The sequence below is a fragment of the Acidovorax sp. ST3 genome (assembly GCF_003231145.1).
Lineage (GTDB): Bacteria > Pseudomonadota > Gammaproteobacteria > Burkholderiales > Burkholderiaceae_C > Acidovorax.
This window is the reverse complement of record NZ_QKVP01000007.1, coordinates 13,279-26,752: the sequence shown is the minus strand read 5'-3', so window position 1 is coordinate 26,752 and position 13,474 is coordinate 13,279. Positions and strand designations below refer to the sequence as shown.

At 65.4% G+C, this 13,474-nt stretch carries 16 protein-coding genes; 3 read left to right on the top strand and 13 right to left on the bottom strand.

Annotated features, from left to right (window positions below; all coding sequences use genetic code 11):
- Nucleotides 1-6 precede the first annotated feature (6 nt).
- A complete protein-coding gene (locus DNK89_RS21310; protein WP_110961740.1) occupies nt 7-813 on the top strand; it encodes a hypothetical protein in 807 nt (268 codons plus the stop codon).
- Nucleotides 814-828: 15 nt separating this feature from the next.
- On the opposite strand, the gene DNK89_RS21305 is transcribed toward DNK89_RS21310, so the two are convergent.
- The 11 genes from DNK89_RS21305 to argS all read right to left on the bottom strand — a co-directional run bounded on the left by DNK89_RS21305 (nt 829) and on the right by argS (nt 10,143).
- Nucleotides 829-1,143 (bottom strand): CcdB family protein, encoded by a 315-nt coding sequence (locus DNK89_RS21305; protein ID WP_110961739.1) that lies wholly within the window; start codon nt 1,141-1,143, stop codon nt 829-831.
- A gap of 3 nt (nt 1,144-1,146) precedes the next feature.
- A complete protein-coding gene (locus tag DNK89_RS21300) occupies nt 1,147-1,386 on the bottom strand; it encodes a type II toxin-antitoxin system CcdA family antitoxin (RefSeq protein WP_060986243.1) in 240 nt (79 codons plus the stop codon).
- Between the two features lie 33 nt (nt 1,387-1,419).
- Nucleotides 1,420-1,899 (bottom strand): putative toxin-antitoxin system toxin component, PIN family, encoded by a 480-nt coding sequence (locus DNK89_RS21295; protein ID WP_110961738.1) that lies wholly within the window; start codon nt 1,897-1,899, stop codon nt 1,420-1,422.
- Complete coding sequence (locus DNK89_RS21290; protein WP_110961737.1) at nt 1,889-3,181, bottom strand: class I SAM-dependent RNA methyltransferase; 1,293 nt, start codon at nt 3,179-3,181, stop codon at nt 1,889-1,891. Before DNK89_RS21290 ends, DNK89_RS21295 begins: the two co-directional genes overlap by 11 nt.
- Nucleotides 3,178-3,660 (bottom strand): thioesterase family protein, encoded by a 483-nt coding sequence (locus DNK89_RS21285; protein WP_110961890.1) that lies wholly within the window; start codon nt 3,658-3,660, stop codon nt 3,178-3,180. The genes DNK89_RS21290 and DNK89_RS21285 overlap by 4 nt, the downstream gene beginning before the upstream one ends.
- A gap of 80 nt (nt 3,661-3,740) precedes the next feature.
- Entirely contained in the window at nt 3,741-5,339 is a 1,599-nt protein-coding gene (locus DNK89_RS21280) for an RNA polymerase factor sigma-54 (RefSeq protein WP_110961736.1), read from the bottom strand.
- A gap of 88 nt (nt 5,340-5,427) precedes the next feature.
- On the bottom strand, nt 5,428-6,189 hold the full coding sequence (lptB, locus tag DNK89_RS21275) for an LPS export ABC transporter ATP-binding protein (protein WP_110961889.1): 762 nt from the start codon (nt 6,187-6,189) through the stop codon (nt 5,428-5,430).
- A 56-nt stretch (nt 6,190-6,245) separates the two neighbouring features.
- On the bottom strand, nt 6,246-6,905 hold the full coding sequence (gene lptA / locus DNK89_RS21270) for a lipopolysaccharide transport periplasmic protein LptA (RefSeq protein ID WP_110961735.1): 660 nt from the start codon (nt 6,903-6,905) through the stop codon (nt 6,246-6,248).
- 107 nt (nt 6,906-7,012) lie between these two features.
- Entirely contained in the window at nt 7,013-7,669 is a 657-nt protein-coding gene (locus DNK89_RS21265) for a thiol:disulfide interchange protein DsbA/DsbL (RefSeq protein WP_110961734.1), read from the bottom strand.
- A 92-nt stretch (nt 7,670-7,761) separates the two neighbouring features.
- On the bottom strand, nt 7,762-8,418 hold the full coding sequence (locus DNK89_RS21260) for an SPOR domain-containing protein (protein ID WP_015016095.1): 657 nt from the start codon (nt 8,416-8,418) through the stop codon (nt 7,762-7,764).
- 15 nt (nt 8,419-8,433) lie between these two features.
- Nucleotides 8,434-10,143 carry an arginine--tRNA ligase gene (gene argS, locus DNK89_RS21255; protein WP_110961733.1) on the bottom strand — a complete coding sequence of 570 codons (1,710 nt, stop codon included), beginning with the start codon at nt 10,141-10,143 and terminating at the stop codon, nt 8,434-8,436.
- Nucleotides 10,144-10,254: 111 nt separating this feature from the next.
- On the opposite strand from argS, the gene DNK89_RS21250 reads away from it, so the two are divergent.
- Both DNK89_RS21250 and DNK89_RS21245 read left to right on the top strand, forming a co-directional pair.
- On the top strand, nt 10,255-10,782 hold the full coding sequence (locus DNK89_RS21250) for a hypothetical protein (protein ID WP_015016097.1): 528 nt from the start codon (nt 10,255-10,257) through the stop codon (nt 10,780-10,782).
- A gap of 81 nt (nt 10,783-10,863) precedes the next feature.
- Complete coding sequence (locus DNK89_RS21245) at nt 10,864-11,157, top strand: PsiF family protein (RefSeq protein WP_015016098.1); 294 nt, start codon at nt 10,864-10,866, stop codon at nt 11,155-11,157.
- Between the two features lie 96 nt (nt 11,158-11,253).
- On the opposite strand, the gene DNK89_RS21240 is transcribed toward DNK89_RS21245, so the two are convergent.
- Together DNK89_RS21240 and DNK89_RS21235 are read right to left on the bottom strand one after the other, a co-directional pair.
- Nucleotides 11,254-11,700, bottom strand: coding sequence for a DUF2214 family protein (locus DNK89_RS21240; RefSeq protein ID WP_015016099.1), 447 nt, complete (start codon nt 11,698-11,700; stop codon nt 11,254-11,256).
- Between the two features lie 174 nt (nt 11,701-11,874).
- Nucleotides 11,875-13,245: a dicarboxylate/amino acid:cation symporter gene (locus DNK89_RS21235; RefSeq protein ID WP_110961732.1), complete on the bottom strand. Its 1,371-nt coding sequence runs from the start codon at nt 13,243-13,245 to the stop codon at nt 11,875-11,877.
- Nucleotides 13,246-13,474: the final 229 nt, after the last annotated feature.

Here is a 13,474-nt window from a genome sequence, read left to right as displayed (position 1 = left end):
TTGACGATGGACAGCACCAACGCCGCCCCCGACTACGCCGCCTTTTTGCAGCAGCAACTCGCCACCCAGCCGCACAACGTGATGGCCCATGTACTGGGCAACGAACAGATCTGGATCAAACGCGCGGGCGCTCCCCACGGCACAGGCCGCTACCGCGCCATGGCCGTGCTGGCCGCCCTGCTGCGGCTGGACGCCCTGCGCCCCGTGCCCAACCCCGGCGGCCCCGCGGCCATTGCCACCGAAGTGCAGCGCCTGCGCGACCTGGCCGCGCGCGGCATCCGCGTGCCCGTGGTGCTGGCCGCATCCACCCATGGCTTCGCCATGCGCCACCTGGGCCACACGGGTGAAGAAATCCATTCGCTGGGCAACGAGATCGACCACGCGGTGCAAGCGGGCGACACCGCCACCGTGCTGGCCCTGTGGCAGCAGGGGCTGGATACCTTGGCCCATGTGCACCGCCGAGGCACCTGTCTGAGCCAGGCCTTTGCGCGCAACCTGGTGCGCTGCCCTGATGGCGAGGTGGCCTGCATCGACTTTGAAGACGACCCCGCCGCCGTGCTACCCCTGGCGGTATGCCACGTGCGCGATGCGCTGTGTTACGCGCACTCCACCGCGATCTACCTGCACACCAGCGGCACGCTGACCGAGGGGCGCGCGCGCTGGGCGGCATGGGTGGCGCAGGGGAGCGCGGAGATGCGGGAGGTGCTGGCGACCAGCGTGCGGCGGATGGGGTGGATGCGACATCTGCCCACGAATCGCAAGCTGGGGCGGGATTTGCAGCGGGTGCGAGCCGCGTATGACTTGCTGGCCTGATTGAACGACTGAGCGTCAATAGGCGCCAAACAGTGCGTCCAGAGCGCTGACGATCAGATCGGCCTGAGCGCGGAGATTACCGACGGGGCTCTTCAACATGGACAGGGGCACAGCACCGATGGCTGCCGCGTCCAGAATGACCGCAACGCCTTCCACCTCCAGCGCGGGATTGAGGTCACGGAGCGGAATCGCCACACGCTCGGCGCTGCGCAACGGCAGCACCACGCGTGTCTGTAAACCGCTGATGTACTCGTTCTGAACATCCAGCAAGAAGGGGGTGGCGACACGCTGTTTGGCGTCGGGGTGCCGATAAACGTCAAACCGCGCCATCGCTCAGAAGCTCCTGTACTGGGCCAACGGCAGGCCTTCGCTCTCGATGCGCGCGTTGTAGGCTGCAATGGCCTCTTGGTTGGCGGCGTTCCAGCGCTCCCAGTACCGGCGCTGGACTTCGGCAGCGAGCAGTTCGTCCACGGTTTGGGAAATGTTCATGCCCATATCGCGTGCGGCTTCCAGCACCTTGCTGTTGAGCGACAGGTTGGTGGACTTCTTGGGGGCGTTGTCAAAGCGAAGCATGGCGGTGTCTCCAGCAGAGCATATGCGCAGATTTTATGCGCATACCACATCAACACCCAGTACGACTTCCGTCGCCACATCCGCCCCCAGGTTCTCCAGCCGCTTTCGCATGCAAATCACCGCCTTGTCCTTGCTCAGCAAGATCGCCCGGTGCGCCGCCGCCAAGTCGATGAACTTCTGGTCGTCCGCGTCCTTGCACACATAGGCCACCTTGGGAGCGATCTCCACCAGGCGCGCCTGCGCATCAAACGCCGTCAGCACCTGCGCGGCACCCACGCGGTAGAAGTTCATGCGCTCAACGATGTGCGGGTAGGTGAGCACACGCTCCAGCTCGTCGCGCATGACCTGCGTGGCAATCCAGGCCAGGCGCCCTTGGGCCAGCAGCGCGCGCAGGGGGGCGGTGCGCGGGTCGCTGAAGATCAGCAGGTCGAGCGCGACGTTGGTGTCCACCACCACGGGGCGCGCGGGCTCGTTCGCTGGCGCCTCGGCGGGCAGGCGCAGTTCAACCTTCATGGCGCGGGCCGCCGTCGGGGGCAGGCTTGGCAGCCCGGTCGCGCACGGCGCCCTTGATCATGTCAAAGCGGAACATGCGGCATTCGATGGGGCCGTTCCACATGGGCACGCGTCGCGATTCCTTCAGGCGCATCTTGCCGGGCAGTTTGAGGTCGGGGGTGAGCATCCAGGCCGTCCAGCCGCTGTAGTTCTTCTTCCAGTGCGTGGCCAGCTGGCTGAAGAACTCGCCGCCGTCTTCGGTCTGCGCCTCTTCGCGGCCCACAGCCAGGCCCTGGGCGCGGTCGGCCGCGCGCTCGCTGGCGTTGCGGCCTGCGGTACCGGCTGCGGCAATGCGCTCGCCGTAGGGCGGGTTCAGCAGCATCACGCCGGGCTGGTCGCAGGGCGGCATGCGCTGCAGGGCGTCGCCACCGCGCAGCTGCACGACCTGGGCCACACCTGCGCGCTCGGCGTTGCGCTGCGCAAAATCAACCATGCGGAAGGCCACATCACTGCCAAATATGGGTACAGCGCTAGTACATATTGCGCCTTCAGCTTCGTTTTTGATAGCAGACCAAACGTGCGCCTGGAAGGGCAGCAGCTTTTCAAACGCAAAGCGACGCAGCATGCCCGCCGGGATGCGGCAGGCGATCTGCGCGGCCTCGACCACGATGGTGCCGCTGCCGCAGCAGGGGTCGTACAGGGGCTGGGGGTTGTCGCCGTGCGGGTCCCAGCCACTGGCGGCGATCATGGCGGCGGCGAGGGTTTCCTTAAGGGGGGCATCGCCCTTGTCCTCGCGCCAGCCGCGCTTGAACAGTGGCTCGCCCGAGGTGTCGATGTAGAGCGTGGCTTCGTCGGTGGTCAGGTGCAGGTGGATGCGCACGTCGGGCCACTGGGTGTTCACATCGGGGCGCACGCCGCTCTTGTGGCGGAAGCGGTCGGCCACGGCGTCTTTCACCTTGAGGCCCGCGAAGTTCAGGCTCTGCAGCGGGCTGTGCTGGGCCGTCACTTCGACCTTGAAGGTCTGGCGCGTGGTGAACCAGATCTCCCAGGCCACATCGCTGGCCATGTTGTAGAGGTCGTTTTCAGACCGGTATGGGCGGTGGGCCAATTGCACCAGCACTCGCTGGGCAAGGCGGCTGTGCAGGTTGAGCTGCATGGCCTGGCGCCACGAGGCGCGCAAGAGCACGCCGCCCCGGCCCACCAGCAGGTCTTGCCCCGTGAGGCCGGTGATGGCATGCACCTCGTCGGCCAGAAAGCCCTCGACGCCTGCGGCGCAGGGGAGAAAAAGTTGGAGTTGGTTCATGTCGATGGGGAGGATACGCGCTCGGGCACTGCGGGGGAACCAGGCTCCCCCGCGCGGGCCAGCAGCAGCTGGCGGATGGAGTCCGGGATGGGGGCGACCTTGCGGCTGGCCTTGCCGATGAAGACGATGCCGATCTTGCCGCGCGCCACTTCACGGCCCGAGGCCTTTTCGGTCATGCAGAAGACGAGATCAAAGCCGTAGCGATTGAAGTCTGCCGGCGCCATCTCCACCCGCATGGTCTCGCCGTGGAAACCTTCGGACTTGTACTGCGCCACGATGTCGCCGACCACGATGGACAGGCCGCCCACATCGGCCTCGGGGTAGCCCAGCGACTGGAAGAAACGCACGCGTGCTTCGGACACCAGGGTGAGCAGCTGCGCGTTGTCCAGATGCCCGCCCTGGTTCACGTGGCTGATGTAGATCTGCAGCTCGGTGGCAAAGCCGAAGTACGGGGGAAGGTCAAAGACGATGCGGGCCATGGTGGGCTGCGGTGGGTAATACGGAAACAACAGAAAAGGTACGGCATCGCAGGCGCGCCGTGCGCCAGCCGCCGAGGCGGCTACAACGCCTTGCGCAAATTCGCCGGCGCGATCTTGAGCGCCTCGCGGTACTTGGCCACGGTGCGGCGGGCGCATTCGATGCCCTGCTCCTTGAGCATTTCGGCGATCTGGCTGTCGGACAGCGGCTTGGCCGGGTTCTCCGCCGACACGAACTGCTTGATCAGTGCGCGCACCGCGGTACTGGAGGCATTGCCACCGGTTTCGGTGCCCAGGCCGGAGCCAAAGAAGTACTTCAGCTCGTAGGTGCCGATGGGCGTCGCCATGTACTTGGCGGTGGTGACGCGGCTGATGGTGGACTCGTGCAGGCCCAGTTCGTCGGCAATGTCGCGCAGCACCAGCGGGCGCATGGCCAGCTCGCCGTGGGTGAAGAAGTTCTTCTGCCGCTCAACGATGGCGCGCGACACACGCAGGATGGTGTCAAAACGCTGCTGGATGTTCTTGATGAACCAGCGCGCCTCCTGCAGGCGCTGCTGCATGCCCTGGTGGCCCTCGCCGCCCTTGTGGCCGCGCAGCGCGCCTGCGTAGATGTCGTGCACGCGCAGGCGGGGCATCACGTCGGGGTTGAGCTGCACGATGAAGTTCTGCTGGCCGCTGCCATTGGCGCGACCAGCTTTGCGCACGATGACGTCGGGCACGATGATGTTGCGCTCCACGTCGGCAAACTTGCGGCCCGGGCGTGGTTCCAGGCGGGCGATGAGTGCCATGGCAGCGCGGGTGCGCTCTTCTCCAGCCACGCCGCCTTCGCTGCACAGCTGCGTCAGACGGCGGATGTCCCGGCGCGCCAGCATCTCCAGCGGCTGCTGGCAGATGCGCAGAGCGGTCTGCACGGTCTCGGGGTCGGCGTCGCTGTCTTCGTCGGCCGCCAGCGCCGTGAGCTGCAGCGTCAGGCACTCGGACAGGTTGCGCGCGCCCACGCCCACAGGTTCCAGGCTTTGCAGCAGGCGCTGGGCCACCGTGAAGCGGTGCACCAGCTCTTCGATCTGTTCCAGGTCGTCGGGCCCGGCGAGGCTGATGGCGAGTTCTTCCAGCGGCTCTTCGAGGTAGCCGTCGTCGTTCAGCGATTCGATAAGAAAACGCAGCGCGGCCGTGTCCACTTCGGACAGGCGCAGCGACAGCGCCTGGCGGTGCAAAAAGGCCGTCAGCGACTCGTGGGAACGGGCCAGCTCGGTGGCATCGGCTTCGTCGCCTTCCGTGTCGTTGCGGGTGCGCGCTGGGGCGTCGCCGCCCCACTCGGCATCGTTGGGCGCCATCTCGACGGTGCCGTCGCCGCTCCAGTCGGGCTCGTCGGAGCCTCCACCGGAGATTTCAGCGTCGTTTTGGCTGTCAGCGCTAGTACTGCTTGCGCCAGCAGCTCCTGAAAACATAGCATCATCGGCACTGTAGTCGTCGGCCTGCGCGGGCGTATCGGCGGCTTCCAGGCCAAATTCCTCGCGCGGGGCTTCGTCGGCATTGCGTTCGAGGAACGGGTTTTCGTCGAGCATCTGCTCGACTTCCTGCGAGAGTTCGAGCGTGGACAACTGCAGCAGCCGGATGGACTGCTGGAGCTGGGGGGTCAGTGCAAGGTGCTGCGAGACGCGCAGCGACAGTCCAGGCTTCATTGATTGAGCGCCGCCGGGCCGCCCCAAGGCGCGAAGGCCCCCTCGGGGGGCAGCGCGGTACACGAAGTGACAAGCGTGGGGGCCATGTCTACATCCTGAAGTGTTCGCCGAGGTACACCCTTCGGACCTCCGCGTTGTCCACGATCTCGGACGGCGTGCCCTGCGCCAGCACACGGCCGTCGCTGATGATGAAGGCGTGGTCGCAGATGCCCAGCGTCTCGCGCACGTTGTGATCGGTGATGAGCACCCCAATGCCGCGCGCCTTCAGGAAGCCGATGATGCGCTGGATTTCAATCACGGCGATGGGGTCGATGCCCGCAAAGGGCTCGTCCAGCAGGATGAAGCGCGGCTGGGTGGCCAGGGCACGGGCAATCTCGACGCGGCGGCGCTCGCCGCCCGACAGCGCCAGGGCAGGTGAAGCCCGCAGGTGGTCCACGCGCAGCTCTTGTAGCAGGGCCGTCAGGCGCTCTTCGATGGCGTCGCGCGACAGCGGCTGGCCGTCGTCGGCGCGCTGCAGTTCCAGCACGGCGCGCACGTTTTCTTCGACGGTGAGCTTGCGGAAGATGGAGGCTTCTTGCGGCAGGTACGACAGCCCCAGGCGCGACCGGCGATGGATGGGCATGTGGGCCACGGACTGGCCGTCGATACGGATGTCACCCGCATCGCTGCGTACCAAGCCCACGATCATGTAGAACGAAGTGGTCTTGCCCGCGCCATTGGGGCCCAGCAGGCCCACGACTTCGCCTTTTTGCACCTCCAGGGACACGTCCTTGACGACCTTGCGGCTGCCATAGGACTTGGCTAGGTGCTGCACCTCCAGGCGGCTGCCCGACTGCGAATCAGGCCCCAGACGGCTGTTCGCAGGGGTCGCCGGGGTCTCGGGACCAGTACTCACCACGGGCCCGCTCACTTGGCGCCGCCGCCAAGGGTGTTACTGGGGCGCAGCGCCGGTGCGGGCGACTCGGGCGCCTTGGCGGGGGCTGCCGTACCGGGCGGCGGGTCCTTGGGTGCCAGCACGGCGCGCACGCGGCCGCCAGACGTGGGGGCGTCGCCGGCCGCAGCCGAAGACGCAGGCGCCTTCTGGCCATCGACGGTGAACACGTCGGTGAGGTTGTTGTAAACGATCACGGCGCCGGTGATCTCATCGTTCAGCACCGACCCACGGTAGCGGCGCAGTTCGGCGCGGGTGATGAAGCGCACGTTGTCGGCCTTGCCGTCGTATTCGATGACTTCGCTTTCGCCTTCGATGAACTCATCCGGCGCTCCGGCCACGGTGTCGCGCTTTTGGCGGAAGAACGCCCGTTTGCCTGCCTCGGCCGTGACCACGCCGTACTGGTAGCCGTCGGCGTCCTGGCGCACATCCAGCCGCGCGCCGCGCAGCACGATGGTGCCCTTGGTCATCACCACGCGGCCCGAGAACACGCTGGTCTGCTTGAGTTCATCGTGCCGCAGGGCGTCGGCCTCGATGTTCATGGGCTTGGCACGGTCTGCCTTTTCGGCATGTGCCATGCCCGCAAGGCCGGTCAGGGCTGCGAGCACAAGGAGGGGGAGTAGGCGGTGGGTCATAGGGCACGAATCTTGCAATGATTGTAGCCACCCGATGGTACCTACCCCGAAAAAAAGCCCGCATCCGCGGGCCTTTGGGACAGCTTGCCGACAGGGTCGGCCACTCGTCAGGCTTTGCGCGCCGTGGCGGCCAGGTATTCAACCACCTGCAGCACGGTCTGCATGCTGCCGGCCATCGTGCCGTCGGTGTAGTACTTGCCCGCCACGCCCATGGATGGCACGCCTTCGACACCGTACGAATCCTGCAGCTGCGAGGCGCGACGCACCTGGTTGGCGACGCTGAAGGAGCCGTAGACCTCCTTGAACTTGGCCACGTCCACGCCCTGCTGGGTCACCCAGGCCAGGATTTCGTCGTCCTTGGCGAGCTTGGCCTTTTCCACGTGGATGGCGCGGAAGACCTTGGCATGCAGGGCTTCGAGCTTGCCCATGCCTTCAAGCGTATAGAACAGCTTTTGCTGGGGCACGAAGCTGGCGTTGAACGCCACGGGCACACGGCGGATGGAGAGGTCCTTGGGAGCAGCCTTGACCCAGGCGTCCAGCGTGGGCTCGAAGGCGTTGCAGTGGGGGCAGCTGTACCAGAAGAACTCGATCACATCGACCTTGCCAGCGGGGGCGTCTGGGGCGACGGGCTTGTCCAGCCGCTTGAAGTCCTTGCCCTCCTTGAACTGACGGGCTTGCGCCATGGCGGGGTTGGCCACTGGCAGCGTCAGGGCAGAAGCGGCAACCGCCGAGGCGGCGGACAAAGAAAACTCACGGCGTTTCATGACAAAGACTCTCCTGGTTCAGGTATGCGGGATGTGAGACATCCCTTTACAAAAAGTTCAGCCCTGGCGGTGGCGCCGCTTTTGCAAGCGCTTCAGCGCTGCACGCGCACCAGCGCCGATTCCAGCCCGGCGCCGTCGAGTTTCTCTTTGAGCACCTCGGCATCGTCCCGCTTGGTGAAGGGGCCGATGCGCACCCGGAACACCGCCCGGCCATTTTGCTCACGCTCGCTCACGCGGGCCTCCCAGCCCAGCATGGCCAGCTTGGCGCGCTGGGCGTCGGCGTCGGCCTGGGTGCGGAAGGCACCTGCCTGCACAAAGTAGTCAAAAGGGTCCACGCTGCCCTTGGCGGCTGCCTTGGCCACGGCCAAGTCGCCCAGCGGGTCTGCGCCCGGCTTGCTCTCTGCCTTGGCCTCGGCTTTGGCATCTGGCTTGCTCGCAGCCGGCTTGGCGGCCGATGCGGCGGCGCGCACCTCAGGCGCTGGTGCCGACGCAGGGGCTGACGCAGCTGCGGCCACCGGAGGCGCCGCAGGGCGGGCCGGGTTCTTGCCATACAGCGGCGAGTTCGGGTCCCAGTTCTTGTTTTTCTGGGACTCCGCAGCGTCCATGTCTGCGCCGCGGCCGTTGCCCTTGTTCAGGAACGGCACCGGCACCTTGGTCACGTACACGGCCACGGCCAGCGCCGCGCCCAGGCCCACAATGACCCCGACGATGAAGCCGACAATGGTCCCGCCCGTCTGTTGCTTTTTCATATTGGTAGTAACTGCTTACATTCTGGCCGGGGCCGACACGCCCAGCACCGCCAGGCCATTGTGCAATACCTGGGCGGTGGCAGCGACCAGCGCCAGGCGCGCCTTCTTCACCACCTCGTCGTCCACCAGGATGCGCTCGGCATCGTAATAGCTGTGGTAGCTGGCGGCCAGATCGCGCAGGTAGAAGGTCACATCGTGCGGGGCTTCGCCCTCGGCAGCAGCCGTGAGCATCTCGGGGTACTTGGCCAGCTGCAGCATCAGGGCCTGGGCCTGCGGGCCTTCCAGAGCCGACAGGTCCACGTCCTGGAGCGACGCTACGTCGCCACCGCCCGCCTCCTGCCAGGCGCGCAGCACGGACTGGATGCGCGCGTGGGCGTACTGCACGTAGTAGACCGGGTTGTCGTTGTTCTGTGCCACCGCCAGGTCCACATCGAAGGTGTACTCGGTGTCGGGCTTGCGGCTGAGCAGGAAGAAGCGCACGGCGTCCTTGCTGGTCCACTCGATCAGATCGCGCAGCGTGACATAGCTGCCCGCGCGCTTGCTGATCTTGACCTCTTCACCGCCCTTGACCACCCTCACCATGGTGTGCAGCACGTAGTCGGGGTAGCCCTTGGGGATGCCCACATCGGCCGCCTGCAGGCCAGCGCGCACGCGGGCGATGGTACCGTGGTGGTCTGTGCCCTGGATGTTGACGACCTTGGTGAAGCCACGCTCCCACTTGGCAATGTGGTAGGCCACGTCGGGCACAAAGTAGGTGTAGGTGCCGTCCTGCTTGCGCATGACGCGGTCCTTGTCGTCGCCGTAGTCCGTGCTCTTGAGCCACAGCGCGCCGTCCTGTTCGTAGGTCTTGCCGTTGGCGATGAGCTTGTTCACCGTGGCCTCGACGCGGCCGCTGGTGTACAGGCTGGACTCCAGGTAGTACTCGTCGAACTGGAGGTTGAAGGCCTGCAGATCCTTGTCCTGCTCGTTGCGCAGATAGGCCACCGCAAATTGGCGGATGTTGTCATAGTCGTCCACGTCGCCATTGGCGGTGAACTCGCGGTCATCGGCCTTCACGGTGGCCTTGGCCTTGAAGGCCTCGGCAATGTCGGCGATGTAGTCGCCGTTGTAGAAGTTTTTGGCCAGCGGGTTGTCGCTGTCGGTGGGCCAGCAGTCGTCGCCGGGCTTGAAACCCTTGGCGCGCAGCTGCGTGCTCTTGGTCAGCGTGTCGATCTGTACGCCCGCATCGTTGTAATAGAACTCGCGGTGCACCTTCCAGCCCTGGGTGCTGAACAGGTTGCAGATCGCATCGCCCAGCGCGGCCTGGCGGCCGTGGCCCACGTGCAGCGGGCCGGTGGGGTTGGCAGAGACGAACTCGACCAGCACCTGCTGGCCGTTGCCGGGCTGGTAGCCAAAGCGGTCGCCGGCGGCCAGTACCTCGCGCACCACCTCTTGTTTGGCAGCGGGCTTGAGGCGGATGTTCAGAAAGCCGGGGCCGGCGATTTCGATGGCCGACACCCAGCGCTGAAAGGCGGGCGTGGCTTCGAGTGCGGCCTTGAGCTGCTCGCCCAGGGCACGCGGGTTGAGCTTGAGCGGCTTGGCCAGCTGCATGGCTGCGGTGCAGGCGAAGTCGCCATGGGCCGCCACCTTGGGGGATTCAAAGGCTGCCTTGGCGCCAGCGCCGGGAGACAGGTTTTCCAGCTCGGCCGCGAGCGCAGCGAGCAATTCATTTTTGGCTGTGAGCATCGGCGGATTTTACGGGCCCGCCAACAGCGGGGCGCCAGACGCACCACCGGGGTGGCGTCCCACAGCCAAAGGCACAATAAGTTGCTGTGCCCTTTCAACCGGAGATTGCACATGCCACCCCAACCCATCCTGCTCTACCGGCGCCGCTGGACCCTGGTGTTTCAGGTGCCTTTTGTGTTGCTGATGGCGATATGCCTGGCGTTCTCGCTGTATGGGGCTTTGGCATCGAACGACCGGCTGCTCACGATCCTCTGTCTGTGTGCCGCGTTCGTCTCCTTCTGTGTGGGCGGAACCCTGGGCCGGTCCGCTCTGGAGGCCTACCGGGAGCAAGACCCTGCAATTGTCATTGATGCCACCGGCATCACCGATCTGCGCCAGGACGACCCGCACACCGTGCCCTGGGAAGCCATGGAACGAGTGCACCTGGACGACTACGAAGGCGTGATCCTGGTCAAGTTGCGACCCGGCCACAAGGACTCTGCGCTGGGCGTGATCATCAAAACACTCAAACGCTGGCAGCAACGGGGTGATGTGGTGTTTGCCCTCGGCGGGCTGGCGCACGACCCCCGGCAGATCCAGACGGCACTGAAAGCCTTTCACGCGGCAGCGGCCACCAAGCCCCGTACAAGGTTGTCATGACTTGTGCGCGTTGTCGCACGCCATGTTCTATGGTGCAATGCCGTCGGGACCCCCCATAACGCATTCACACCAGGAGATTCCATGAAAAAGCTTCTTTCCCTGACTGCACTCGGCCTGGCCCTCACACTGGGCGCGGGCGCTCACGCCGCCGAAGACGCCAAGGCCCCTACCAAACAGCAATCGAAGATGGCGACCTGCAACAAGGACGCTGGAGACATGAAGGGCGACGAGCGCAAGGCCTTCATGAAGACCTGCCTGAGCAACAAGCCGGCCACCCAGCAGGACAAGATGAAAACCTGCAACGCCGACGCCAAGGCCAAGACGCTCAAGGGCGATGAACGCAAGGCCTTCATGAGCGAGTGCCTGAAGAAGTGACGTAAGTTCACACCCGGTGCACCATCACCGGGGTCGATAAGCAGAAGCCCGCCGGCATCCAGCCAGGCGGGCTTTTTCAATAGGGGATACGTCCGCTTACCAGCCGCGCGCCCAGAACACTGCAATCACGGCCACCACGGGCAGCACATGCGACTGGATCATCACCAGACGGCGCACCCGCGCGACTTCTGCGGCGGGCGGCAGGGCGCCAGTGCTGCGCAGGTTTTGGCGCCAGCGGCGAAACGCAGCCGAGGGCACAAACGACAGCACGACCATGGCCAGCACCAGGGTGATCTTGATGTGAAACAGGGGCTGCGACAGGTACCACGAGGCGCCCTTCACGCCCCAGATCAACCGGGCCAGGCCGCTGCCAATCATCACCGCCCCGGCCACACCGTAGATCACATCCAAGCGGGCCAGGCGCTCGACCACGGCAGCATTGAGCCACTCGATACGGCACAGCGCCGCCTGGCTGGACAAAAAAACCACAAAGGTCAGGATGGCCAGAAGGTGAAAGGCGGCCAGGATGGCTTCGAGGGTCATGGTGCGGATTCCTTGTAACGCCCGAGGCCACTGCGCCGCGCCAAGCGCTCGCAGTGCCATCCGGCAGGGCCACCATTGTGCGCGATGGCGCGGGCCTGACCGCTCCAAAAAAAGAAGCGGCGCGGGCCCGAAAGCCCGCGCCGCTGGGAGCGCTGATTCAGCAAGTACCCGCCATCAAGCCACGGTGCGCACCACCGTCGCCATAGGCACATCCGCCGGCACCACGGGGGCCGAGGCCGCAGACGCCGCGAGCGGCAGCGGATGGCCGTTCATCGCCGCGTCCAGGCGCTCCTGGTCCAGCGCGTTTTCCCAGCGGGAGACGACCACCGTGGCCACGGCATTGCCGATGAAGTTGGTCAGCGAACGGCATTCGCTCATGAAACGGTCCACGCCCAGAATCAGCGCCATGCCGGCCACGGGCACTTCGGGCACCACGGCCAGGGTGGCGGCCAGGGTGATGAAGCCCGCGCCCGTCACGCCCGCCGCGCCCTTGGACGACAGCATGGCGACGAGCAATAGCGCCACTTGGTGGCCCAGCGTCAACTCGGTGTTGGTGGCCTGGGCGATGAACAGCGCGGCCAGCGTCATGTAGATGTTGGTGCCGTCCAGGTTGAACGAGTAGCCCGTGGGCACCACAAGACCCACCACCGACTTGCTGCAACCCGCCTTTTCCATCTTTTCCATCAGCGATGGCAGGGCGGATTCAGACGAAGACGTGCCCAGCACCAGCATCAGCTCGGCCTTGAGGTAGCGGATCAGCTTGAACACCGAGAAGCCACACAGGCGCGCCACAAAGCCCAGGATCACCACCACAAACAGCAGCGAGGTGACATAGAACGAGCCCACCAGCCACGCCAGGTTGACCAGCGAGCCCAGGCCAAACTTGCCAATAGTGAACGCCATGGCTCCAAATGCCCCCAGGGGTGCGGCCTTCATCACGATGCCCACCACCTTGAACACAGGCGTCGTCAGCGCGTCCAGAAAGTTCAGCACCGGACGGCCTGCCTCACCCACCATGGCCAGGCCAATGCCAAACAGCACGGCCACCAGCAGCACCTGCAGGATGTTGTCGCCCACAAACGGGCTCACCAGCGTCTTGGGGATGATGTCCATGGCAAAGCCCGTGAGCGTCATCTCGTGCGACTTGGCCACGTAGCCCTTCACCGCCGTCTGGTCCAAGTCGGCCACGTTGATGTTCATGCCCGCGCCGGGCTGCACCACGTTGGCCACCACCAGGCCCACCACCAGGGCCAGCGTGGAGAAGAACAAAAAGTACGCCATGGCCTTGCCGAACACGCGGCCCACAGTGGAGAGCTGCGACATGCCCGCGATGCCGGTCACGATGGTCAGGAAGATCACCGGGGCGATGATCATCTTGACCAGCTTGATGAACGCGTCGCCCAGCGGCTTGAGAGCCTCGCCGTAGGACGGCTCGAAATGGCCCAGCAGCACGCCCAGCACGATGGCGAACACCACCTGGAAGTACAGTTGCCGATAAAAAGGCAGCTTCAAGGTCGAGGCTGCGGGAGCGGAATGGTTGTGCATGGAACGGGTCTCCTGGGGTCACGGGTCTGCACCACCGGGGTGCCTCCGGCGCGCTTCAAGGGTGCCGTTTGTACCGCTGCACTTTGTTTCAGCCGATAACCTATTGGTATTAGTCGCCCGACGCCCCAGAGGAGAGCATCGGCGCACCATAAGGGTAACTACCTAGCCCTTAGAGCCCCCTGGAACCGGTGCGGCACACTCCCCACCTGCACCCAACTGGTTTCAGAAC

Excerpts from the sequence above, each read along its gene's own strand:
- lptA (WP_110961735.1), bottom strand. The coding sequence starts at position 6,905 with ATGACCCACCGCCTACTCCCCCTCCTTGTGCTCGCAGCCCTGACCGGC.
- DNK89_RS21300 (WP_060986243.1), bottom strand. The coding sequence starts at position 1,386 with ATGCTTCGCTTTGACAACGCCCCCAAGAAGTCCACCAACCTGTCGCTC.
- DNK89_RS21265 (WP_110961734.1), bottom strand. The coding sequence starts at position 7,669 with ATGAAACGCCGTGAGTTTTCTTTGTCCGCCGCCTCGGCGGTTGCCGCT.
- argS (WP_110961733.1), bottom strand. The coding sequence starts at position 10,143 with ATGCTCACAGCCAAAAATGAATTGCTCGCTGCGCTCGCGGCCGAGCTG.
- DNK89_RS21290 (WP_110961737.1), bottom strand. The coding sequence starts at position 3,181 with ATGAACCAACTCCAACTTTTTCTCCCCTGCGCCGCAGGCGTCGAGGGC.
- DNK89_RS21235 (WP_110961732.1), bottom strand. The coding sequence starts at position 13,245 with ATGCACAACCATTCCGCTCCCGCAGCCTCGACCTTGAAGCTGCCTTTT.
- DNK89_RS21295 (WP_110961738.1), bottom strand. The coding sequence starts at position 1,899 with ATGAAGGTTGAACTGCGCCTGCCCGCCGAGGCGCCAGCGAACGAGCCC.
- DNK89_RS21260 (WP_015016095.1), bottom strand. The coding sequence starts at position 8,418 with ATGAAAAAGCAACAGACGGGCGGGACCATTGTCGGCTTCATCGTCGGG.
- DNK89_RS21240 (WP_015016099.1), bottom strand. The coding sequence starts at position 11,700 with ATGACCCTCGAAGCCATCCTGGCCGCCTTTCACCTTCTGGCCATCCTG.
- DNK89_RS21250 (WP_015016097.1), top strand. The coding sequence starts at position 10,255 with ATGCCACCCCAACCCATCCTGCTCTACCGGCGCCGCTGGACCCTGGTG.
- DNK89_RS21305 (WP_110961739.1), bottom strand. The coding sequence starts at position 1,143 with ATGGCGCGGTTTGACGTTTATCGGCACCCCGACGCCAAACAGCGTGTC.
- DNK89_RS21280 (WP_110961736.1), bottom strand. The coding sequence starts at position 5,339 with ATGAAGCCTGGACTGTCGCTGCGCGTCTCGCAGCACCTTGCACTGACC.
- DNK89_RS21285 (WP_110961890.1), bottom strand. The coding sequence starts at position 3,660 with ATGGCCCGCATCGTCTTTGACCTTCCCCCGTACTTCGGCTTTGCCACC.
- DNK89_RS21310 (WP_110961740.1), top strand. The coding sequence starts at position 7 with ATGGACAGCACCAACGCCGCCCCCGACTACGCCGCCTTTTTGCAGCAG.
- DNK89_RS21245 (WP_015016098.1), top strand. The coding sequence starts at position 10,864 with ATGAAAAAGCTTCTTTCCCTGACTGCACTCGGCCTGGCCCTCACACTG.